Annotated in this window: 22 protein-coding genes; 7 read left to right on the forward strand and 15 right to left on the reverse strand. The window is 45.0% G+C overall.

All coding sequences use genetic code 11. The features are described from left to right. Positions 1 to 19: 19 nt before the first annotated feature. Both WA381_RS06890 and WA381_RS06895 read right to left on the reverse strand, forming a co-directional pair. Positions 20 to 910 carry an outer membrane lipoprotein-sorting protein gene (locus WA381_RS06890; protein ID WP_156087157.1) on the reverse strand — a complete coding sequence of 297 codons (891 nt, stop codon included), beginning with the start codon at positions 908 to 910 and terminating at the stop codon, positions 20 to 22. A 1-nt stretch (position 911) separates the two neighbouring features. Continuing rightward, entirely contained in the window at positions 912 to 3,515 is a 2,604-nt protein-coding gene (locus tag WA381_RS06895) for an efflux RND transporter permease subunit (protein ID WP_156087160.1), read from the reverse strand. Positions 3,516 to 4,604: 1,089 nt separating this feature from the next. Here WA381_RS06895 and WA381_RS06900 point away from each other — a divergent pair. From WA381_RS06900 to WA381_RS06910, 3 genes are all read left to right on the forward strand, one after another. Then, positions 4,605 to 5,768, forward strand: coding sequence for an MFS transporter (locus tag WA381_RS06900; protein WP_377956570.1), 1,164 nt, complete (start codon positions 4,605 to 4,607; stop codon positions 5,766 to 5,768). A 489-nt stretch (positions 5,769 to 6,257) separates the two neighbouring features. Next, entirely contained in the window at positions 6,258 to 7,031 is a 774-nt protein-coding gene (locus WA381_RS06905; RefSeq protein ID WP_156087163.1) for a siderophore-interacting protein, read from the forward strand. Positions 7,032 to 7,232: 201 nt separating this feature from the next. Next, positions 7,233 to 7,424, forward strand: coding sequence for a CsbD family protein (locus tag WA381_RS06910; protein WP_014951177.1), 192 nt, complete (start codon positions 7,233 to 7,235; stop codon positions 7,422 to 7,424). 157 nt (positions 7,425 to 7,581) lie between these two features. Here the strand turns inward: WA381_RS06910 and WA381_RS06915 are convergent, their stop codons facing one another. Genes WA381_RS06915 through WA381_RS06925 form a run of 3 tightly spaced genes read right to left on the reverse strand, consistent with a single transcriptional unit; the run spans position 7,582 to position 9,441 of the window. Next, complete coding sequence (locus WA381_RS06915; protein ID WP_156087165.1) at positions 7,582 to 8,103, reverse strand: CC0125/CC1285 family lipoprotein; 522 nt, start codon at positions 8,101 to 8,103, stop codon at positions 7,582 to 7,584. Then, positions 8,093 to 8,947, reverse strand: coding sequence for a DVU3141 family protein (locus tag WA381_RS06920; RefSeq protein WP_156087167.1), 855 nt, complete (start codon positions 8,945 to 8,947; stop codon positions 8,093 to 8,095). The genes WA381_RS06915 and WA381_RS06920 overlap by 11 nt, the downstream gene beginning before the upstream one ends. Continuing rightward, positions 8,944 to 9,441 carry an RNA polymerase sigma factor gene (locus WA381_RS06925; protein ID WP_156087169.1) on the reverse strand — a complete coding sequence of 166 codons (498 nt, stop codon included), beginning with the start codon at positions 9,439 to 9,441 and terminating at the stop codon, positions 8,944 to 8,946. The genes WA381_RS06920 and WA381_RS06925 overlap by 4 nt, the downstream gene beginning before the upstream one ends. 351 nt (positions 9,442 to 9,792) lie before the next feature. On the opposite strand from WA381_RS06925, the gene WA381_RS06930 reads away from it, so the two are divergent. Further along, positions 9,793 to 11,169, forward strand: a complete 1,377-nt coding sequence (locus WA381_RS06930; protein WP_156087171.1) for a S8 family serine peptidase — start codon at positions 9,793 to 9,795, stop codon at positions 11,167 to 11,169. A gap of 41 nt (positions 11,170 to 11,210) precedes the next feature. Here the strand turns inward: WA381_RS06930 and WA381_RS06935 are convergent, their stop codons facing one another. The 4 genes from WA381_RS06935 to arfB form a co-directional block, all read right to left on the reverse strand. Beyond that, on the reverse strand, positions 11,211 to 12,230 hold the full coding sequence (locus tag WA381_RS06935) for an outer membrane beta-barrel protein (RefSeq protein ID WP_156087173.1): 1,020 nt from the start codon (positions 12,228 to 12,230) through the stop codon (positions 11,211 to 11,213). 249 nt (positions 12,231 to 12,479) lie between these two features. Beyond that, positions 12,480 to 13,523, reverse strand: a complete 1,044-nt coding sequence (locus tag WA381_RS06940; RefSeq protein ID WP_156087175.1) for a hypothetical protein — start codon at positions 13,521 to 13,523, stop codon at positions 12,480 to 12,482. Between the two features lie 123 nt (positions 13,524 to 13,646). Further along, positions 13,647 to 14,324, reverse strand: a complete 678-nt coding sequence (locus WA381_RS06945; protein WP_039229119.1) for a hypothetical protein — start codon at positions 14,322 to 14,324, stop codon at positions 13,647 to 13,649. Between the two features lie 126 nt (positions 14,325 to 14,450). Further along, entirely contained in the window at positions 14,451 to 14,867 is a 417-nt protein-coding gene (gene arfB, locus WA381_RS06950) for an alternative ribosome rescue aminoacyl-tRNA hydrolase ArfB (protein WP_014951185.1), read from the reverse strand. A 146-nt stretch (positions 14,868 to 15,013) separates the two neighbouring features. Here arfB and WA381_RS06955 point away from each other — a divergent pair, with 146 nt between their 5' ends. Further along, on the forward strand, positions 15,014 to 15,943 hold the full coding sequence (locus tag WA381_RS06955) for an alpha/beta fold hydrolase (protein ID WP_061096124.1): 930 nt from the start codon (positions 15,014 to 15,016) through the stop codon (positions 15,941 to 15,943). A 9-nt stretch (positions 15,944 to 15,952) separates the two neighbouring features. Here the strand turns inward: WA381_RS06955 and WA381_RS06960 are convergent, their stop codons facing one another. The 4 genes from WA381_RS06960 to WA381_RS06975 form a co-directional block, all read right to left on the reverse strand. Next, on the reverse strand, positions 15,953 to 16,387 hold the full coding sequence (locus WA381_RS06960) for a hypothetical protein (protein WP_061096125.1): 435 nt from the start codon (positions 16,385 to 16,387) through the stop codon (positions 15,953 to 15,955). A 73-nt stretch (positions 16,388 to 16,460) separates the two neighbouring features. Then, on the reverse strand, positions 16,461 to 16,907 hold the full coding sequence (locus WA381_RS06965; RefSeq protein WP_014951188.1) for a hypothetical protein: 447 nt from the start codon (positions 16,905 to 16,907) through the stop codon (positions 16,461 to 16,463). A 130-nt stretch (positions 16,908 to 17,037) separates the two neighbouring features. Continuing rightward, positions 17,038 to 17,601 (reverse strand): CBS domain-containing protein, encoded by a 564-nt coding sequence (locus WA381_RS06970; protein ID WP_156087177.1) that lies wholly within the window; start codon positions 17,599 to 17,601, stop codon positions 17,038 to 17,040. Positions 17,602 to 17,644: 43 nt separating this feature from the next. Further along, the gene (locus WA381_RS06975) at positions 17,645 to 17,878 is read right to left on the reverse strand and encodes a hypothetical protein (RefSeq protein WP_039221646.1); all 234 of its coding nucleotides are present in this window, start codon (positions 17,876 to 17,878) and stop codon (positions 17,645 to 17,647) included. Positions 17,879 to 18,338: 460 nt separating this feature from the next. On the opposite strand from WA381_RS06975, the gene WA381_RS06980 reads away from it, so the two are divergent. Both WA381_RS06980 and WA381_RS06985 read left to right on the forward strand, forming a co-directional pair. Continuing rightward, positions 18,339 to 18,866: a cytochrome b gene (locus tag WA381_RS06980; protein ID WP_156087179.1), complete on the forward strand. Its 528-nt coding sequence runs from the start codon at positions 18,339 to 18,341 to the stop codon at positions 18,864 to 18,866. 22 nt (positions 18,867 to 18,888) lie between these two features. Then, on the forward strand, positions 18,889 to 19,455 hold the full coding sequence (locus WA381_RS06985) for a YceI family protein (RefSeq protein WP_014951192.1): 567 nt from the start codon (positions 18,889 to 18,891) through the stop codon (positions 19,453 to 19,455). A gap of 75 nt (positions 19,456 to 19,530) precedes the next feature. On the opposite strand, the gene WA381_RS06990 is transcribed toward WA381_RS06985, so the two are convergent. Both WA381_RS06990 and WA381_RS06995 read right to left on the reverse strand, forming a co-directional pair. Further along, positions 19,531 to 20,823 (reverse strand): NAD(P)/FAD-dependent oxidoreductase, encoded by a 1,293-nt coding sequence (locus WA381_RS06990; protein ID WP_014951193.1) that lies wholly within the window; start codon positions 20,821 to 20,823, stop codon positions 19,531 to 19,533. Positions 20,824 to 21,008: 185 nt separating this feature from the next. Further along, positions 21,009 to 23,078 (reverse strand): TonB-dependent receptor, encoded by a 2,070-nt coding sequence (locus WA381_RS06995; RefSeq protein ID WP_156087181.1) that lies wholly within the window; start codon positions 23,076 to 23,078, stop codon positions 21,009 to 21,011. Positions 23,079 to 23,126 lie beyond the last annotated feature (48 nt).

Raw genomic sequence — 23,126 nt, forward strand, 5'->3', positions numbered from 1 at the left:
TTCCTTTTTCAAAATAGTGTTATTTAATATAGCGTTGCGGTGGCACACGTAGGCTACGCTCACTAAATATGCTATCTGGAAGACCTATGTCGTATTCAATCCCTCTGAATTCCATAAGGGTATAGCCACCTGATGCAAGGTCCGTCACTTTACTTCTCACCACAGTAGGGTTGCCCTGTATAGTCTCAATGGTCACAGCTTCAACACGACGGTAGTTATTGTCACCCTTATAAAAGTTAATTAAGGTGGGCAAGTAAGTGTCTTTGTCTATCTCTACTACATAGTGGCTGAACTCTACGAGCGCTGTGTCCTTAGGCGTCGCTTTTAAGCGATAATGAGTTTGGGTTTGTTCAAGCAGCTCAAAACTGTCTTGCGCCGTTGCGCGGCCTGAAACATCTTCATAGAAGAAATGAGAACCAACAAACGATGTACGTTTATCGCCTGCGGCGATTCGCTTTACTAAATCTAAAGCCGGCAAATATAACCAACGGTCGTCATCAGAATTAAGCGCCGCATGCTTTTCAACGCGAAATACCGTACCTTCAACTTCAGTAGGACGGCTAAAGAAAACCAGCATTCGTTGATCGCCGGTGTCGGCGCCTGTCTCATTCAGCACATCTTTGCGCAGAATAGTAAACTGACGCATTTGCTTTCGACCTTGCTCATCTACAATCAGCATTCTCGCCATTGAACGCCCGTCATTGCCTGCGTAATACGCTGCTTGCTCGGCCTTATTGACGATTTCAGCAACATCGATACTACTGCTGCTTTCGTCGCTTTGGGTTGCCAAGGCTTGAGCGAATCCATTACCCGATATAAGTAATAGCGCAACAAGGCCCCTGAACATGCTTCGAAGGTTTCGTATTTTTGGTCGACGCCACATGAACACTGATAATATGGAAATACGCATTTTAGGCCTCCTTGAAAACCCAACGTTTAAGCAACGTCATAGCAGCTGGCAACACCAGCAGCGTAACGAGTGCTGAAATAAACATAATACTTGCCAGAAAAATGCCCACGGTGATGTAAGGCACAAGTGGTGCTAAAAGCAGCGGCGTAAAGCCAAGCGCGATGACCAGCGCATTACGAGTAATAGCGCTAGCAGGCTCTTCAAACATGGCATCAAACGTTTTACTCACGCTACCCGTTTGCTTGTAAATCTCTTTGGCTCTAGCCAGAAAGTGAATGGCAAAGTCTACCGACAAACCCAATGTCAGGGCTGAAAGCACGGCAATAGGCATATCGTAATCTTTACCTACAATGCCAATAGCACCGTAAATAAAGGTGATAGTTATGGTAAGGGGCAGCATGGCTAATACACCGAATATCAGTGAGCGCAGCAGCAATACCATCATCACAAAAACAATAATGAAGGCGCTAAGTAAGCTGTCTAACATGCCTGCAACCATGTTGTCCTGCCACACCACATTTAGGTATGCCTTACCTGCCCATTGATATGTCAGGCCATCAGGCAGTGTGTGTTGAGCGAAGTAGTTATCGACTAACTCAATTACCTCGGTCATATCTTGGTTGTCACCACTGGATAGTTGTAGCCACACCAAGGTTTTACGATAGTCTGGTGTCACGAAATGCCACAAGTCTTGAGGCCTATGAGAGGACTGATATTGCAAGAGCGTCTGTGCTATCGCCGGCTGAGTATTAGGTAACTCGTAGTCGCTGTCATTGCCCGAATGCAGCTCTCGGTTAACCACTTTAATCACATCACTGAGGGACTGAGTTTTACCCACCAGCGTTTGAGTGCTTAGGTAATTTTGCAGGTCTGAAAGCAGCGCTACATTATCGGGCTGTTGAAACGTTTTGCTTGTGCCTTTAATTTCATCAATGCTTGAAAGCAATCGATTTAAAGCGTCATATTCGTCGCTCTCAAGATCACCAAATAATGCATCATCGACGGCAAATGCGAGAGTCTCAAAATTATTGCCGGCATTTTCATTGTTTAGTGTATCGAGGGTTGTTTCACGCCATTCATCTAATGAAGGGGGCAACTCTGCACTTAGCAGTATTTCACCTGCACTTTTCAGCTTGCGGGTATCTTCAATAACAATGTACGCGTTATACGTACCCGCAAACTCCCTATTAAGCGCATTATCGGCTACACGAATTTCATGATTTTCTTTAAACCAGCGCACAGGATTATCGTTAATTTGTATTTGGAAAATACCCCACACTGATACCGCTGAAATCACCATAAACGCAACGAGTAATGCCCCTTTATAATTTAGCGCCAAGGTGCGAATACCGTACACAAATCGCTGTAAGTATGTTGTTTTCATTGATGAGGTATTGGCATCGGCGTGCAGTGCAGACTGCAATTTTGCGAGCGCCTCTGGCGACATTCTTGATATATAAGCAGGTATAAAGGTAAGCGTAATAGCGAAAGCCAACAGAATACCTGAGCCAATGAAAGCACCGAAAATCTGTACGGGTGGAATGGGAGTTAGCATAAGTGAATAGAACCCTGCCGCAGAGGTCAGCGACGTAAACAGCATCGGCTGAAATAGGTGTTCAACCACTGTGGTAATCACTTGATCGGCCTTTTGACCTGGTTTATAGCGGTCTGAAAACTCAGACAATATATGCACCGAGTCAACAACAGCGATAGGCATCAAAAATATGGCAATCATGGATGACATGATGTGCACAGTGAAACCTAAGCCGATTAGCGCCCCCATTGTGATAATTACCGTTGCCATTGCCACCACCATCGGGGCGGTAATCAGCGTAAAATTGCGGAAAAAGACAAAGAGGAGGATAAAAATCATTAGTCCCGCAGCTGGCGCTGAAATTGCCATTTGAATAAACATTTCAACGCCGAATTGATCTTCAGCAACAGGGAGTCCTGTTATGTGCCACTGCAATGTTTCGTTTGTTGTATTCGCGCCAATATAGGCACGAATGTCTTCCGCAATACGGAAGCTCTCATTTTTATCTTTAATGGGCACATAGATAGCCGCAGCATTGTGTGATGAGGAAGCCAGGCTCCCCTGTAACATTGGAAGGCGTGCAATAGCATTGGCAATGTAATCTGCTTCCTCTTGCGATGATGGGGCTTGTGACATCATCCAAGAGAACTTGAGCTCACCGTCGTCACCTTGAGTAATATTGTCCACTGTTGAGAACGACATGACATCTCTAGCAATAACCCCCTCAGTGTTTAATATTTGCTGGGTAACACCGTCTATTGCTTGCAGGTTGTTTGGTGTGTAGATGCCTTTATTGGTACTTAAAGCAGCATTATGAGTGGCTGTGTCATTGGCTGGTGATGCTATAACCCCCACCACTATCGCGTCGTGCATAGCAAAAGTATGCTTCACATCGTTATGAAAGACGCGGGCAGGATGATTGGCTTCAAGCATATTCTCTGGGTCGGTGTCTATCGTAATTAGCCGCATTTGATAAGCGCAAAAGACAACAGCCAACAGTAAAGCGGCATAAACCCACTTACCTTTCCGGGTAGAGAGGAACAGTAATTTTTCAATAACTGCCGTGAACATAGCTATGAACTCCTACTAGGAAATACATTGATTCCCTCTAATCGTGATACGACTGGGTTAACTCCATCCACTGTGTTTCCTTGGCGTGTTGAGTGGCGCTCCACTTTCACAAACCATGACCTTTGATCTGCAGAACATTTCACAACGCCTACCTGCGTTAGCAAAAACAATGGGTACATTTATGGGCCACAGCGTTTATGGGACACAGTATTAAATTAGATTACTCTAATATATAAATAATCTAATGTATTTTTAGAAAAGATCAAGAGCAATGCGACGAGTAACACAGAGAAAAGAAAAGTGTTTGTAAAACGCTACACACCACCGAGAAAAAACTACATACCTACTCAACCTTAGTTTTTCAAATACGAGCTACCCGCTGTCCAAAAATAAAAATAATCTTTAAAAATCAGTAAGTTAAAATTATTCTAAATTGAATTTAAGGTTTGGCACAGATCACGCATACATTAGACTAACGGATAAATACAGAACGCAGTTTGTAGCTAGGATAGCTTTAGCGACGGAGAGGCCAAATTGCGTAGATGACAAATACTGAAGGTGACGACATGGGAAGTGCATGGAGTGTGTCACCAAGGAAAAACGGATGTGTCAGTATTGTAGCTAATGGATGCCTGTAGAAGATTCGTTAAATTGCTGGTCGATGATGAGGTTAGGTAAAAGACAACCTAATTAAACTCGCAGGATGCAAGGCACTTGTTTCATAAGGATTGCAAACAAGCTCTGAGTACCTACATCGCAAGCACCGACAGTGATGTCTCGTGCAGCAAGGGATTGTTGACCCAATTTGGATTCGTTGAATGTACGTGTGTGTTGCTTCAGCGAGACCATAGTGAGGACACTGGTAATGTCGTCGATGTTATTAGTGAGTTGTCATCCGACGACTACCCTCTCCCCTCAAAGGCCCATCCCGGCCTTTACATACCTCTGATTTTGGCCCGCCTTTGGCGGGCATTTTTTTATCTTCATTTGTGATAAAATTGCGTTGATTCTTTATCGCCTAACAAAAGGGCTACCTGCGTGCTTTCGCCGTCTGCATCTACTATCGTTTTTAGAGTTCTTTTTTGTGCGTTGCTCGCTACGTCTGTTGGCCAAAGCGTAATGCTTACCACACTCCCTTCTATGGGGCGACAGGCGAACCTTTCTGAATTCCACATTGCCACTATTATGTCTAGCTCTGCACTTATCTTTGCGTTCGGTACGAATGTGTGGAGCAAAGTCGCTAAGCGTGCGGGCTTTAAACGTATTTTAATGGTTGGTCTGTCGGGTTATAGCTTGGGCACATTTGCCTTCGCTAGTGCATGGATGGCAGGATTTTCTGGCATTATAAGCGGCACCAATTTGTTTTTGGCATTGTTGATAAGCCGAAGTCTGCAATCAACCATTATGTCTGCAACTCCGCCTTCTGCGGTAGGTTACGCCGTCGCCATCAGTACGCCCCAAAGTCGAGTAAGTGCAATCAGCAAAGTCACCTCTGCAAGCAACGTAGGGCAAATTGTGGGGCCCGCCTACGCTGGGCTTTTAGTCGGTTTTGGCTTATTAGCACCGTTGTACAGCATCGTTTTGCTAACCTTGCTGGCGCTTACATTGGTATATTTTAAGCTACCTGTTCTGCCGCCTATGTCTCAGCAAAAAAACGCTCAGCAGACTAGCGACAATAACCAAGCGCCTAGCAAAGTACCTTATGTATTCGTCGCTGCATGTATTTGTGTATTTTGCGCAATGGCTATGATGCAGCAATCACTGGGTTTCTTTTTTATCGATTTTTACGACTATTCACCCGTAGACGCTGCTCGGCAAGTGGGTTTCGCGATGATGGTCAGTGCTGCCGCGTCTCTTACAGCCCAATTTGGGTGGGTACAAAAAGGCCGAATAAGCAAAGAAGCGATGATCACTATCGCGCTTCCGCTATTGGGCTTAGCCTACTTGCTGCTCTTTCTTCAACATTCGTTATTTATGCTTTATGCGGCCATGACATTAATGGGTTTAGGTATGGGAATGGCCTACCCATCTTTGGCAGCTGCAGCAACGACCTACTGCGCCCCCTCTCAACAAGCCACTATCACTGGGTTAATTACAGCGACTACTGCCATGGGCTACGTAATAGGTCCGCCACTGGCAGCTTTCATTTACCAACTGGATATCGCGCTTCCGTTCGCTATAGCGTCAGTGCTAATCGCAGCAACCACGTGCGTCGTCTACATAACATTGAAAAGAATTAGACACGTTGGCTAGGGCCTGTTAACCGTTGCTATACATTTGGCCCAATTCGTCATCAAAGCTAAACAGGCCTTAGCGAATTAATGTCAGCCTGACAGGTGACAGGAATACGCCTATTTCAAAGGTATCTATTTTTTTACCTTTTATTTTTAAAAAAGCGGAACCTTTCTATAATTAGGCTATCTTAACTTATACATGAAGTCGTTGAGTGTGCGTCTTTGTGGTGTGTAAATGTGTTTTCCAAGTTATGTTGTGGTTTTTTAAGGGGCTTTTTAGCCCCTTTTCTTTTGCTCTAATCTTTCCTTTTCCAGTGCGTATTCCTCGCTTATTGTTATAGTACTAATCCAACGTACACCTATCTATTTTATTTGTATTAGTTTCTCTCAAGACCGGTCAGTTAATCTAAAAAATAGAACTAAACAATCCTGATCATTTCACCTTTAGAAATAGAAATGAGAATTATTTCCAAATAGAATGACTACTCAAGATCACAGGAGTAAGCTAATGTCTAAACCGCAACCTCGCAGAGCTATTGTCACCCAATCAGTCCGAATTACCCCAAATATGCAGCGTGTACACCTTAGTGGGGAAGACCTTCTTACCTTTCCCTCGGTTACTGCAGGTGCGTACATCAAACTTATGTTCGACCTAGAAGGAAACCCGCTGAAACGCCCCACAGATACGAGCCAAGTGGCAATGCGCACCTATACGGTTGCGCACTTTGACGCAGAGAAGCCTGAAATGATTCTGGATATGGTTATCCATGCCGATGGTGGTAAAACTGGCCCTGCGTCGGCATGGGCGACAAGTACAAAGCCTGGCGACATCATCACGCTCGCAGGGCCCGGTTCTAGTAAGGGACTCAGCGAGCAATATGATTGGATACTGTTGGCTGGCGACATGACAGCGCTTCCTAGTATTAGAAATCACCTCGCCGAGCTTCCTGTGCAAACCAAAGGCTACGCCGTGATTAAAATTGAAGACGAAAAGGATGCGGTTACACTTAAGAAGCCCGAAGGAGTAACGGTGATATGGGAACATGAGCAATCTTTACCTTCCCGCCTTGACCAGTTAACTTGGCTCGACGGAACCCCCACAGTTTGGGTGGCGTGTGAATTTTCTGATATGCGGGCGATTCGGGCATGGCTCAAGGACGAAAAATCCGTGGCGCACGAGAATATTTATATTAGTAGCTACTGGAAGAAAGGCCGCAGCGAAGATCAACATAAAATAGAAAAAAGGCAGGACAGTGAAGCGTATGCTAAAACATTGGCTTAGTTGATGATTATGCTTCCTGTAGGCTTTGCAAGAACTTGTAAATTCTGCATAAAAACCAACTGTACGGTAGAATTTTCATAAACAATAAATTCAATACTTTCATACACCTACAAAATGGAACAGCATTTGCTGCTAAGAAAATAACTGGCCAATTATTCCGCCAGTTTTTTCAACCAATTGTTTGGATAAGGAGAGCAAGTTATGAACAGTGATCGTATTGAAGGTAATTGGAAAGAAATGAAAGGTAAGGTGCAGCAAAAGTGGGGCAAACTTACCGATGACGACCTAGATGTAATTGACGGTCGACGTGAAGAACTAGTAGGTAAGATTCAACAAGCTTATGGCAAAAGCCGTGACGAAGCTGAAAAAGAGGTCGATGGTTATTTTAATTAATCGCCGTCTTCAATATATGAATTAAGACACTGGCAGTATAACAATCTGGTATCACTGTATTGTTAATCTTTACTGCAACTAAAAGGGCCGCTGCATAATGCAGCGGCCCTTTTTATTTGTGTCAAAGTCAAGGGAGGTTATGCCCTTTGATTTTTTATCACTCTTCCGTCTTAGGCTGTAAGTTATCGCGAACTTCCCTTGCGTCAAAGCTCGTTGCCGACGTTGGACGCGTACCTTTGCCTATCTCAATGCTCAAGATACTTTCGATCTCACTTTGCTGAGAGCCCCCTACAAATACACCCGTTTCGAATTGGGTAGTAGGGTGGTAGGACGTTCTGCAAGTGAGCACACCGCATTCGGTAACCCGTGCATATCGCTGGCTAAAGCCTGCGGTAGGTGTGGTTTGCACGGTCTCTTTATCTACTAAGGTCTCTCGGCCAGTCACTACAAACCAGTCGTAACCTTCTAATAACGTAAGCTCGGCAGCACGGAGCATGGCGTAATCCATCGCCTTGCCTTTATCAGACCCCTTCGCTTTGAAATGCACGCGATATTGGGTATCACTCAACTTACTTTCCGTGTAGCCAAAGCCGCCTTTTTTGGCCTGTCTATAATCGGGTTGACTGGCGCAGCCCGCCATAATTAATACCGCAAGTACTAACATAATTTTAGTTTTCATCATTTACTCCTTCGGCCTTATCAGCTAGCCAAGTTGCTTCAATTGCGTTTTTCTCTTGCTCTCGGTTTAATGGCGCAGACGCCATCATCTTGTCTAACTCTTCTTCCATTACTTTAGCGCTAGTGGCGGTTTGATATTGACCTGCATTCTCACCTAGCTCGTCCAATTTGCTAGCGGCAAGCTGCCACGCACCTTGCTTATCTTTACAAGCAATCATTACATTTAGTTCATCTTTCGATGCGACTTCAGCCTGTCTACAGTAGTTAAACTCCGTATTTACGAAAGACAACTGTGGCGTAACCGTCACGCCTGAATCAAAGGTTGTTGCTTCGCCAGTTAGGTTACTGTCGAGTACCGATGATACTCTCGCCCAATGAGAAGGCTGCGTTGTTTCAGCGCCCTGTTGATTAAAGAACACTAAGCCCGCTAATACCGCCACACTCGCAGCTATTGCAAAAGGCCCCTTCCACTTCGTTTGTTTATGTGGCGCACTATTAGTTGAATTCGCTTTCTTTGGAAACGGCTTAACGTTTTCCGCAGAGCTTTGATTTACGGAGCTTTGATTTGCAGCGCTTGCGCTGGCTAAGCTTGCATCAGATGCCTGTACGCCGTTTGCCTGGCTTAACGGTTTTTCATCACTCAAAAGTGCCACGATTTCTTTAGGCAGCGCCACTGCTGTCGCTTTTTCTGCAGCCACCTTCACAACTCTATCCACTTCTGCAAGTGCGGCGAGTCGGTCAGAAACGGTAACATCGTGCGCTATCGCTTCACGAACCAGATCCATCTCAGCGGTATCTAACTCTCCATCTAAAAATGCTGAGAGTTTTTCGTCAGTTAAGATCACGATAGCACCTCGTTTTGACCATTTAGTAAGTTTGATATTTTTGCTCTCGCTCTGGCAAGACGGCTCATAATAGTGCCCGTCGGTACCTGCAACACTTCAGAAGCATCCGCGTAACTCATCCCTTGTACAGCAACCAAAGAAAGGGTTTCTCTTTGCTCACAGGGTAACTCATCCATAGCGCTTGAGACTTGTTTAAGCGTAATTGTCTGCGTTATAGCGTCATCTATGTCATTGCAGCTATTCGCCGATTGCGCTTCATAGGAAAGGGCATCAGTCGCATTGGTTCTAACTTTCTTCGCTCTGTAATCGTCTATCCAACAGTTGCGGCACACTCTAAATGCCCAAGCCATTAATGTAACTTGCTCAGGAAGCGGTTTACTCAATAGCCGTTCAAGCGTGTTCTGAAGTAAATCATCAGCATCATGCATGTTACCCGTCAACGAATATGCAAACTTTCGCAATGACGGGACGAGTTCAGTCAACTCATCTTTCATTTTCATGTACCTTTGTGAGGTTTCCCGTTATCTCTACCCTGTTAACGAGCCACTTTTGTTTTTATTCCACGTACTACGACCTATTTTTTTGCTGCACTGTATTGCACCGGTCTATGAGCCATCTAGACAAGGCGAATGTTTAACAGTCTAAAGGGTCGCATTGGAATTTTTCTTCTGTCTAATCGTCACTACACTGTAAGGTAGTGGTAAATGCCTGTTCGCCCTTAACGCACATTTAGAACAACGTTTGTGCACAATGAACCACAGGCTTCTAATAGAGGCTATGGCACAATTTATGCCATTCCTTCTTTAGGCACCGATCTGCCCCAACGTTAACGTAAAGGTAGTAAAATGAAGTACACACTCATTGTGGCGATTTTGAGTTTGATTGCGGCACCAATATCACAAGCCCAACTAGCAGGAACATTGAATCAAGTGGTGTCTCCTGTGCGTCCGATAATTGATAGAACCTCCTCCGACCTAAAGGCCATTCGCGAGGAAGCAAGACGAAAAGCACAATCATCTATCGAAGGCACCAGAGACTTATCAACAGTGGCGTCGGGCGTACTAAGCGACATTCCTGCCCCCCAATTTATCGCTCCTGCAGCAACCACTATTTTATCGACTTCAGGCCAGGTAGTTGTTAATGAAGTAGCGGTTGAAAGTGGCTTTCTGGCTGTCGAAAAAGAGTGGCTATTCCTAGGAGAAGAAGCCGACAAAGTACACTTTCAAGGTGCCAATATTGAAATACAAAAAGCTCAGTTTTTGCCCGCGCTCTCTCAGTGGCTTTTTAAAGTTAAAGTCACAGGAGATGAGGATGATGTGTCGTCTATTCGCAACAGTTTGCCCCATAATTTGCAGTCTCAAATTGGTCGAAATCATATTTATTTATCACAGACCAAGCCCACTTCGAACGGGTCTTTTCAAGAGATAAGCAGTGAAAAGCTGGAAACCTGTCCAACCCCACTGCGCATTGGAATGGTTGATACTCATGTAGCGTCCAATCACCCACTGCTCTCACACGTTAATCTAACGCAAGCGTCTTTTATTGTTGGTCATAATCAAGATAGGAATCAGGAGCAAGATGGCAATGCGGGCAGCGAAACTGACGTTGCCTTTTCGTCAGACCACGGTACCGCAGTAGCCAGCCTATTGGCGGCGTCGTTGCCAAAGTCTAGCCAGGTGTTTAACGCCAGTGTGTTTTATTCGCGTAATAGTGTTAGCCAAGGCGCTACGCTGATGTCGTTAATTGAAGGTTTAAACTATCTTGCATCACAGCAGGTAGACGCCATAAACATGAGTCTTGCAGGTCCCGACAACCCTATTTTAGCGCGGGTTATAAATCAATTGGATAAGAGCGGTATTCAAATCATTGCTGCGGTGGGCAACGAGGGGCCAGCCTCTTTACCCTTGTACCCCGCGGCTTATACAGAAACATTGGGCATTACGGCCGTTGATAAATCTAATGTAATTTACCGGTGGGCAAACCAAGGGGATTACGTTGATTTTGCTGCGTTTGGCGTGTCGGTAAATGCCGCACATCCTAATGGAAAAACGATCAGGCAAACGGGAACCTCTATGGCTTCACCGCGCGCCACCGCTTTGTATGCATGCTTTTTGCGCGAAAAACAAGAAAGGAACGCTGCCTTGTTGAAACTTCAGCAGCTAGCTTTAGATGCAGGGGCTCCCGGACGAGACAGCGTATTCGGTTTTGGTGTGCTGCCTTAAATTAAGCGTGCTGTTCATTATAGAATTTATATTAACGCCCACTAAAAATGAACGTTAATGCCTAACTCAGCAATGGTTTCTTGATAATTTGCGCCATCGACACTAGAAGCAAAGTCTCCATATTGCGTAGACAGTTTAATATCAACATTGTTGTGAATGGCGTAATCGGCACTCATCTCAACAACGTGTCTGTCGTCTTCCCTGCCTATACCTCCATCTTGTTCTGAGGCGTAATCTCTTACATCTAATTGATAGGCAACCGTAAGCTTCAAGGGTTTACTAAACACCGCTAGAGGATAGGTGTACGCTAGATCCATCCCAATACTGGTGTAATCGAACACATTATTTTGGGCATCTTCATTTTGATACTTAAGTGCGATTTGGAAGAAGTCTTCCCCTTCGAAGAAGTAAAATAGGTCACTGCGCACAGCAGCTGCTTCACTATCTCGAATTGGCGCACCTTCAGGCGTGTTCTCGAATTGTTTATCGATAAGGTCGCTACTAACACGCAAGTAAGTGCGCTGCCCCAACAATTTTCCGACAGATAATCCAGACTGTTGATAGGTGAGGAAGTCACGCCCGTCTAGCTCAGCGCTAGCGTGATAGTAGTGCGCTCCTAGTTTGGCGAAGTCAAACGCATAGCTGGTGCTAGCGGACAGTGTGGTAAGGCCAAGATCGAACTCGCTTAGCGTTTGATAGTTGGTATTCGCCTGACTTACCGACAGTACATTTTCCCATTTCGCTGTGGGCTTCACCAGCACCTTTAGCTGAGCTTCTGACTGTACCGCGTCGTCGGCCACATCTGAATTCGTATCGAGCTCGCTAACGCTCACATTGCTATCAGAGCGGTACCCTAAATAGCCAGACCCTGAGAATGAAATCGTTTGGTGTTTTGCGTTTGTATGATTCGCATCTTCATCATTGTGCGAGTGACTGTCAGAGCCCGCATTAGCAGCGCTACTACCGAGTAAAACAGCTGCCACGGACGGCAATAGGCATTTGCGGCCGCCACGAATAAGGTTGTTTGTTGTTGATGAGTGTTGAAGTATTTGCGTATTCATTGTTGTTACCTACCACAGAGAAAGTGAAACTTAGCGATTGCTGTTTTTAAGGAGAGACGTGAGATTTGACTTGAGGTGCTCGCTTTAAGGAATGCACGATAGCGAGGCAGTGTATTCGCACCTGCAGCCTAGACCTTAAATAGCGGCTTGCCTTTCTATTTAGACAAGCCGCACTCAGACTTTAAGGTGGCTATTTAACGTGCTAGCTCAAGATTGCTCTACGCCCACCTAATGGTTTAGGCCTTTATATTAAAGGCCAAGCGCACCTGAAATACTTGAAGCTACGTTGTCGTTTACAGTGCTTGTTACGGCGCTTTCAACCGAACTCGCCACGGTATTATTTACGGTGCTTGCTACGGTGCTATCCACCGTATTTGCTACCGTGCCTTCTACCGTACCTTCTACCGTATTTCCTACCGTATTTCCTACCGTATTTCCTACCGTATTTGCGACTGTTGCTGACACAGTTTGCTCGACTGTATTTGAAACTGCGCCTTCTACAGAGCTATCCACCGTACTTGCTACCGTGCTTTCTACCGTGCCTTCTACCGTATTTCCTACCGTGTCAATAATTGTTCCTTCGACAGCGGTGCCAACCATTCCGGTTACAGAACTGGTCACTGAGCTTGCTACGGTGCTGGCTGCTGTATTGGCTACGCCGCCGTTTACCGCACTTTCGATGGTGCCTGCAGCCGTGTTCGATAAGGTACTACCTGCTGCTGTTTCTGCAGTATTGTTTAGTGCACCACTTACACTGCCAGCTAGCGAACCTCCTGCGGTATTTTCCGCGCCATTGTTTGCTAGTGAACCGATTTGGTTCAATGCCAAGCTTGGCGCTGTCTGCGCTGTACTTTCTGCTTCACTTTCTGCTCCATCGACTTGTTCTGCATTTCCAGACGCTGATGACAGTACAGATAATGACCCAGATACACTACTTGTCAGTGCGCCTGCCACTGGCGAAGTTATCGAGTTCGCCATATCTGATGTTGCAGAAACTTGACTCACTCCCTGATCGGCAGATAGATCGTTGCTTGTTTGGTTTGCGGATAATTGTAAACCGGTATCGGCTGAGCTCTCGGTGGACATTTGGCTCTGCGTAGATGCTTCGCCTTCGGCAGAAGTCTGCGTATTAACCTGATTTGCAGACTGTGTAGTTGCACCGCTTGTTAGTGAAAGTGATGTAGAAGTCGACGCATTAGCTGATGTGTTAGCAGAGAACGTGGTTTCTTGAGCCAACACAGACGTTGACGCGATACCTAAAGCCAGTGCAATTGCAGTATTTAACTTTTTCATCCGTTTATCTCCGTTTTTCATAAAGGACACTGAGATAACGATTGAAGAAAAGTTTTTATTCCGCACTGAGTTTGATTTTTTTAAAAGAATTAAAAAAGCCCTGTAAAAACAGGGCTTTTCGAACTATTTTTCTGAAGCAGTCATGCTCTTTTCCCACCAGGGAAGTGAAAAATCTATATTATCTGGGTCGTAAGTTTTGGCATATTTCATTTTAACTGAACTCCAAAACGCAGCTTTGAAAGCAGGGTCGTAAATAACAAACTCACCCTTTTCGCGATACTGTTCAAACAGTTTTTGATAAGCTCCTACTGGTGTTAACGGGTTATCCTGTTGAAAAACCACATCTCCGCCGTACGCTTCGTAAAGGGCTTTCGATACTTTCCAGCTTTTTGCCATGCCTTCCGCCATTGCCAAACGATAACGCTCTAGCTCTTCATCTTGATAGGCGCCATCGCTGTCCAAATCAACGGTCCATAATTTTATTACAGAATACGCAGATTGAATTTCGCTTTCATTTGGCTCTATCGCATTTTTATCGGCAAAATCTGAAAGAACAGACTCGGTAATTTTATTACCAAGTGCACGCTGAGCTAAAATAGCTCGTACTTCTTTCTCAGACTTGTCAGTTAAAATAGACTGAAAACGGTCAACATCAGCCTGTGAAGGCTGTAGTTCAGTATTAGAAATAGATTTGTTGAACAAACGAGCAATAATCTCGTTTGCGGCTTGCGGTGTATTAATCCCAAGCGAAACCACTATGGCTGCAAATAACACCATAGGAATAACGTTCGAACGCGTCACTTTGTATGCTTCCCTAAGTTCCAATAATTAGCATAAGCACAAGACACATTCATTTATTATTGTAAGAATTTTCCGTTGTCTTGCGAAATGACATCTATAAGGCTTTATACTTTAGATTAGTTTTGTTTAAAATTCCACTTTCTTACGCATAGATTTTTTAGCACCTTGTTGTTTTTTTACATCTACACGACGTGCTTTTGCCGCACGGCTCACCTTTGTTTTTATGCGCGGTTTTTGTTCAATTGTCGCAGCCTTTATCCACGCAACAAGTCGCGCTAGCGCATCTTCTCTGTTTTGTTCTTGCGTTCGATAATTTTGCGCTTTAAGCACAAAAACACCGTCGTTGGTTACGCGACTATCTTTAAGCTGAAGTAGCTTTTCTTTCAGCTTTTCAGGCAGCGATGATCCATTTATGTCGAAGCGTAAATGTATGGCGCTACTTACTTTGTTCACATTCTGCCCACCGCTACCTTGTGCTCGAATAGCTTGCAATTCAGCTTCGCTTTCATCTATCGCGATAGAAGGGGTTATTATTAATTCCATCTCAAATCCTAATACGTCATGGCGTAACCACGTTAACGTTGCAGCACTAGCGGCTCTACATCTATAGGTCACTATCACTACTGCTTACTTGACCATTTTTGCGTTAACCGATAGGTTGTTTTTTATCCTTATTTTGGACATAAAACATGATCATCGCATTGCTCATCATTATTTGTATCGTTGTAGCGCTTATTTGGTTTACCGCCAAAATGGACAGCAATATCGAAGCTTCATTCACACCATCAGGAAAACTTACGCCTGTTGATGGTGGAATTATTCACTGGCAAAAGCAAGGAAACGGTCCGGCGCTTGTGCTGATTCATGGTTTACTTGGCAATAGTAACAATTTTAGCGAATTAGCAAAAACCCTCGCTTCCCGCTACACGGTCTATACCATTGATCGTCCAGGCAGCGGATTTTCGAGCCGCTATAAAAGCACATCCGCCAGCTTCGAACAGCAAAGTAAAATGATACTCGAGTGGATGCAAAAAGAGGGAATAGGTAGTGCGAGCATCGCTGGGCATTCAATGGGAGGAGGAATTGCACTGAGGATGGCAATCGATGCACCTGACAAAATAAAATCGGTTTCGCTTCTATGCCCGTTAACTACACCACTAAAAGGTGGTGCCGGGCCTCTTTCGGTGCTTTACATACCCAATGAATGGGTACGCAGCAGTGTTGCAAAAACCATTGCCAGTCCACTGCGTGCAAAGTTAGGTCGAAAACAAGTCGCACAAATTTTTCACCCCGAACCTGTCCCCCCGTCCTTTTCAACTGAAGGCGGTGGTTTATTAGCGCTTCACTCTCGAAGCTTTTATGAAGGTAGCAGAGATACAGTATCTGCGCAGGGCAGTCTGCACCGTCAGCAAACTCGTTATGAAGATATTCAATGCCCTGTTGGGGTATTGTATGGTGAAAAAGATACTATCTTGAGGCCCGACGAGCACATCACCGCGGTAACAAAGGCAATAGGAAGTGCGGTACACAAAATTATTTCTGGCGCTGGCCACATGATCCCCGTTACTCAGGTGCAAGCGTGCGCAGACTTTATAATATCGATTGACGAAAGCGCTTAAGTAAGTGGCTTAGTGAAGCCTTGCACCTGTCTTTTCAACGTGCTCTTTATGAGAAAACTCAACAACGGCGAGTGTGCGCTCTCGACCACAAGTCGACTGCTTCAGTTTGCGAAGCTGATCGGCGACTCTCTCAATGCCGTCATACGCTTTGCACATTTCAAAAGGGGTCGCGCCCAGCGTTATATTGTAACTGCTAAACCACGCCTTCATTTGCTCACTGTCCCCATCTGACAATGAAATGAGTAAATGATACATACGAATAAAAGCGAGCTGCTTTCTGTACTCTGATGTGCCACTCTCAAACCCAAGTAGCGTAGTCTGCGCCAAAGAAGATGGAGAAATACCCAATATTTCAGAAGCTTGCTTGATATTTAAACCGAGTTCCTGGTATGCCCAAGTGAAGGCTTTCGTAACAACGCTGGTAGGAAATAGTGATCTATTCATAATATCGCCTCGTTTCATCGAACAATGTTATACAGATGTTATGAAACGTTGCGAAATGCGTACCAAGTTTTATCTACAGCTTCATTGCTACTTTCTCACGATGCAAATCGATGCCATCTTTATCGACGGAAAATCCTTTTGAAGACAACCAATCAACAGCATCTTCTATGGAATCCACAAAAATATAATCAATATTGGTATCGCGATACACGCGTTTAAGTTGCGCCTGCGTGGTTGCTCGAACGCTTGACTCTCCCATCACTAATGCCACATGAGTGAGCCCTATGGGATTTACCGAAGCCACACGTTCGTGAAGCAGCGCTTCAGCATCAGGAATGAGTAGTGATTCGCCAACAACACTAACAATATCGCACCAAGCTTTCCCATGTAAGCACTCGGAAAGCGTGCGATACTCACTGGCAAAGCTATTTACACACTCTCTGTTCCACGGCCCATAAGCTTGCGTTAGCACCGCATCACCACAGCGTGTAATAATAAATTCACCATGAGCATACTGCATATAACCACCTAACTACTTCGATAAAATATTAAGCTAGCAAATACCGTTAAGGCGATATATGCCTTTGACTACGAGTTGTTTTGAAACAACACGTAGTCAAAGTATGGTTCAGTATTGAGAAAATTGAAAATTAAGCGGCAAGAATGTTGATCAGCTCAGCAAACGTAGGGCGGCCCTGTATATCAAGCGGCAAACGCAGCTCTCTAGCAATGTCACTCACGCTGATTACGCCACGAATTTCATGGCTGTCTCTGTCCATGACAAGGCAATGGTGCTGCCCGTAGTCTTTGAGTGTTTCTATCACGTCGCCCACTGATGAACGTATTAGCTCACTGAAATCAAACGACATGAGCGAGGTTTTAGGACGCATGAAATCATGAACAGTGAGCTCTTCTCGCTTAATCTTAAGCTCGCTCACACGCTGAATGATTTGCTGTTCACCGACATCGTGACTGGTCACAATACCAATAAAACGGTTCTCACTGTTTACCACCAGCATCATACGAACATGAGACTGACGCATAATCGACTCTACTTTCGTAGCCGGCGTTCGCGCATCAATAACGTGTGGTAAGTGCTGCTTGAAGTCAGTGAAAACCGCCATAGCAGATGAATTTACAGTAATGGTATTTTCAACAACCGGCCATGCCAAAGTATCGATAGCTTCGGTTTTATATAGATTTAAGGCGTGCATACCTTTCTCCTAATCAAAAATAAAAAATTCAGTTTTTTAATGATTAAGTGAAAGAAGGTGGTCCTCGAATGATATTATCGCGCTGCCTAGTAAAGGCTTTTGCATCAATCGTTTTACCAGCCGAAAACCGGTATTTTTCCAAGCCGCTGGTGATGTCGACAAGCGAAATGCCATCATCAATGTCGTCGTCAGACACTTCAAAAGCGGAGCTTTCCCAGTCGCTAATGAGGGGTGAGAGCGTATTTGCACTGTTCGACTGCCCCGCAATATTTTGCACACTTCTTCCCTCTCCCAATGCGGAGACGGATACTAGTGATGAAAATAACGCTGGCAGAATAACGGCCAACAAAACGTACGAAACGCGCAAAGCGTACAACCTCTACTGAACTAAACAACATTGAAGCAAAGCAGCCACTTTTGTTACTGCCTATTTAAACTATAAGAGTATTTAGCGCGTTTAATAGAGGTGTTTAGCGCATTTTATCGACCATTAAACGACGCGTCTTCGAAAACTAATCGTGTCGCGACTCAGGTTTGGTGGGTTGTTTGCTGTACATTCGTTCTAAAAACAAGAACGAACACTCCCATTAAATGTGATGTTTAGCCAACGTAATTAGAAATACACTAGATTCAATTGATGCATGAGGTGTTTTTTCAGCGGTCATTTAGCGTTTGAGATAACGCATTAACTGAAGGTCTAAACAACCTGATTGCAAGTAAGTAATAACGGAAGTGATATGAAATCAAGATGGTCCAGACCTATAGTTATTTTGCATTGGATATCTGCCATTGCCATTGTCGGCATGTTTGCTTCAGGGCTGTGGATGGTCGACCTCACATATTACAGCGACTGGTATAAGACGGCACCGCATTGGTACAAGAGTGTTGGATTAATTTTGCTTGCCATCACTGTTATTCGCTTAGTCACGCGCGTTGTTACTTCACGGCCGCCGTCACATGGCACCCCGTTAGAAAAAAGGTTAAGTCGCATAGGTCATGGGCTTCTGTACACCTTGATTATCATGCTATTCGCGAGCGGCTATTTAATTTCAACGGCCGATGGAAGAAGCATCGACGTATTTAATTGGTTTTCTGTACCTGCAATGGGCGAATTCTTTGAAAATCAAGAAGACATTGCAGGAGAGGCCCATTTTTATATTGCGTGGTCAGTGATTGTATTGGCGATCATTCACGCGCTGGCTGCGCTGAAACACCACTTTATTAGTAACGATGACACACTGAAGCAGATGTTACGGCTTCGATGATATTGAGGAAAAAGGAGAAATGATGAAGAAGTTAACACTTGCCTTGGCCGCTGCGCTGTCTTTAAGCACCGCTAACGCCGCAGATTATGTGATTGATAGCAAAGGCGCCCACGCGTCTATCAACTTTAAAATTCAACACTTGGGCTACTCGTGGCTTACTGGTCGCTTCAACGATTTTAAAGGTACTTTTAGTTACGACGACGCAGCACCTAGTGCAGCAAAAATTATGGTGACTATCGATACCGACAGTATCGACTCAAACCACGCAGAGCGTGACAAGCACCTTAAGAGCGACGATTTCTTAAACGTTGACGACTTTCCAGAGGCGAAGTTTGTCAGCACAAAAATTGTCGATAAAGGCAATGGCATGATGGATGTAATGGGTGACTTCACGCTTCATGGTGTAACAAAGCCTATTACAATTGAAGCCAAAAAGATTGGCGAAGGCAAAGACCCATGGGGCGGCTATCGTGCAGGCTTTATGGGCACAACGACGATTGCACTTAAAGATTATGGCATCGACTATGATTTAGGCCCAGCGTCGCAAACGGTAGAATTAGAGCTTCACGTTGAAGGCGTGAAACAATAGCTATTTACATTTAGTCCCAGCGAACTAAATTTATGATTTAAGAAAGCCCCAAACATGGGGCTTTTTTACATGTGGTTAGTGAAGCTTCAGCTTAGGGCTGATGGCCTGACTTAACTTCTTCACAAGGAGCTTTAGAGCACCTTTAATTTTTCCGTGTACTGCAAACTGGTGCATATTATACAAAGAAACGTAAACCAACTTAGCTAGACGCCCTTCAATGAACATACTGCTGTTTGACAGTGAGCCCATTAAGCTTCCAACAGTGCTGTATTTACTTAAGTGAACCAAGGATCCATAGTCCTTGTAAGTAAAATCTTTCGTGTCTTTTTGATTAAATAACGACGTTATATTATGCGCAACAATATCCGCCATTTGGTGGGCAGACTGCGCTCGAGGCGGCACCCACTTCCCATTTTCCTGCTGGAAACCGCAGCAATCGCCTAGCACCCAAATATTCTTATGAGATGAACTGCGAAGCTGCTTATCAACAAGAATTTGATTGGCTCTGTTCGTTTCAAAAAGCGCAAGCTTTGTTATGAAGTCCGGTGCTTTCACCCCCGCAGCCCACACCATTAAATCAGCGTCAATCCGACCACCGTCTTTTGTGATCAGCCCTTTCGCGTCGGCTTCTGCCACCATGGTTTGCTCTTTAATATCTACGCCCAACTTATGCAGCGCTTTTCTTGCAGAGTTTGCTATACGCTCAGGTAGCGCAGGCAATATACGCTCTCCCGCTTCTACGATCGTAATCTTAAGACGAGAAGCTGACATGTCTGGCATTCCGTACGCCTTGGACAAATTCGCCACATGGTGAAGTTGAGCGGCTAGCTCAGTACCTGTTGCTCCTGCCCCGACAATAGCGACATCAATTCTGGCGTCTTTATCTTCTTGCTGATTGATGCGGATTAGTTGATTAAGAAGCGCTCTGTGAAAACGTTCAGCTTGCTTTAACGAGTCAAGAAAGTAGCAATGCTCAGCAACGCCAGGTGTGCCAAAGTCGTTACTCACGCTGCCAACCGCCAGCACTAACTGGTCATAATGAATCTCGCGTTCAGGCAAAACCTGAGTCCCTTCTTCGTCAATTAAAGGCGACAAAGTTATGGTTTGCGCTTGCGCGTTAAGCGAGCACATTTCACCTAATTGAAAGCGGTAGTGGTGAGCTGCAGCGTGGATGGCGTAGTCCACACCGTCTGAATGCTTATCAATTACACCGGCGGCCACTTCGTGTAATAGCGGCTTCCAGATATGGGTTCGACTGCGGTCGACGAGGGTAATTTCGGCTTGTTTCTTTCTCCCGAGGGTGCGGCTTAAGCGACTGGCTAATTCAAGACCACCAGCACCGCCACCAACAATTACTATTTTTTGCATGGGTATACCTATTAACAATCATTCCACGTATGTCGCCTGACCTTTCCAAGCGCTATACATGGCGTGACTGAGACCCATGCTGATGCCTACAGACTACGCCTGATGCCGCTGGGGTACAAGCAAATCACGGCAATAGTCTGTATTTTCAAGATTAATAATTATCTATTACGGTTGCTTATTTGAATCTATAACGTGAACGATGCCGTTATCATGAAGTTTCGAGGCCGCCCAGGAAAATATCGAGGGCCTGTGAAGCTAGTAAAATCGGCGCGTTCAGCGTATTCCGTATCAAATACGTTGTTAACCCGCACATACAATGTAACGTCTTCGTTCACGCTGTAGCGTACACGCGCATGTACCAAGTCATGCCCCTCGTACTCGTTGAGATTTTCAGCGTCGGTGAAATAGCTCGAAACATGCTGCCACTCTAGCTGCGTTTGTACCTTGCTCGACATCTCAAAGCTTAAACGAGCGTTAAACTGAAGCTTTGGCGCAGTATCAATATCATTACCTTTAATGTCTTGTTCACCTGAGAGCTGACTGTGCTCGTAGGTATGCCTTGCGTATGTACCAGCAAAATCTAAGCGCAGTATATCGCTTAACGGTTGGTCAAAAGTAAGCTCTACGCCTCTATGCCACGTTTCGCCGTTGCTTACGTTGAAAAAGTCGCTGTCGCGGTAAATCACATTATCTTTTTGTAGGCTGTAAAGGCTAAGCGTATAGCTGCCGTCAAATAGTGTACCTGTAACGCCCATCTCGATATTATCGGCCGTTACCGAGTCAAGATCAGTAACAGTCTGTGCACGCTGCAAACGATACAGCTCTGTTGCCTGAGGCGCGCGATAGCCTCTTGCGATGCCGCCAAATAACTGTGTTTGAGGATTAAGTTGATAACGAAGTGAAAGCTTCGGACTAAAGTTATCAAAATCATTTTCGCTGTCTGCTGGTCTGGAATATCTGCAGCCGCCAAAACCGCACTGTGTGCCATCTTCGCGTACACGACCAACATTCATATTGTTGGTGTAGTCGTATTGCATAGACTCAAAGCGCCCGCCGACAGAAATAGCCCAACGCTCAGCTTGCCAATTAAAGGTAAAGAAAGGCGCAAATAGCGTGGCATCTACATCATAATCATAGTGTTTACCTGCAGGAATGGTTTCAACCAAAAAGGCTGACCCTTCTGTGGCGCTGTCTTGTGACTGGGTTAATTCACCTTCTGTGTATTCTACGTCTAATCCTATATCTGCACTTAGGCTGTCATTAATGACGTAATGGAACTGAGAAAGCACACCCACGCCTTTTTGGGCATTCGTTTCAAGGGGTTTGCCTGGAAGAAAATGCATTCTAAAACGCATGTTCTGGTTGCGTACGTAAGGTGTAATCGACAGTGCATGACCACCGCTAAAGCTTGTATCGAACTTGCTCCATAGCCTAAAACTTTCTGCTTTTCGAAACGCTTCGGGGTTTGGGTTGCTTTTGGCTATTTGTGTATTTTTGTAGCTTTCAAACCCTTCGATGTAGCCGGCAGTTTCTTGGTCCAGATGGGTATAGGTAAGGCCGCTCGTGATAACCGAGTTATCCCACTCTAGCCTGTGGCGAAGCGAGACTTTCTCTTGGTCAACGCCCTCTTCATTTCGATATCCTGTATCTCTGGTAACACTGGCAGCAATACCCACGCCGCTGCGACCAAAGTATTTCCCTTCTTTAAGCTTTACGCGATGAAACCCATAAGACCCGTAATCAACGCTAACCTCTCCGTCGCCTTGGGTTGTGTCAGGGGTAATCACATTAATCACACCATGTATCGCATTAGAGCCATAAAGCGCTGACGCAGGGCCTTTTATCACGTCAATACGCTGTGCAATTTCACCGTGTGCTTCAAACAGCTCGTTAATATTGCAAAAACCTGCTGCGCGCAACGCAATACCGTCTTCTGCTGCTAAAATTCCGCCGCACGCGCCAGCGCCGGTTAACACTGGCGAACGAAGGGCTGGTAAATACTCTTGCCCATTGCCCCGCTGTACGCCTGCACCCGCAATGTAATTCAGCGACTCTTGGATATGTTGAAATGAAAGCAGCGAAAGCGTTTCTTCTGAAATAGACGACACTGCATAACCGGAAGCATTCATATTTCCCTGTATACGAGAAGACGTGGTTTCAATTCTTTCTATTTCATTGGTTTGTTGAGCGATGGCTGAATGCGATAGCAGAGACACAGCTAACAACGATAGAGGAAAGCTTGGGGCAAAGCGCATTATCTATCCTTATGATGACAAAATGTTTTTTTAGCAACTGATGCTAGT

The sequence above is a fragment of the Alteromonas sp. CH_MED4-4 genome, from assembly GCF_037029575.1.
GTDB classification, from domain to species: domain Bacteria; phylum Pseudomonadota; class Gammaproteobacteria; order Enterobacterales; family Alteromonadaceae; genus Alteromonas; species Alteromonas macleodii.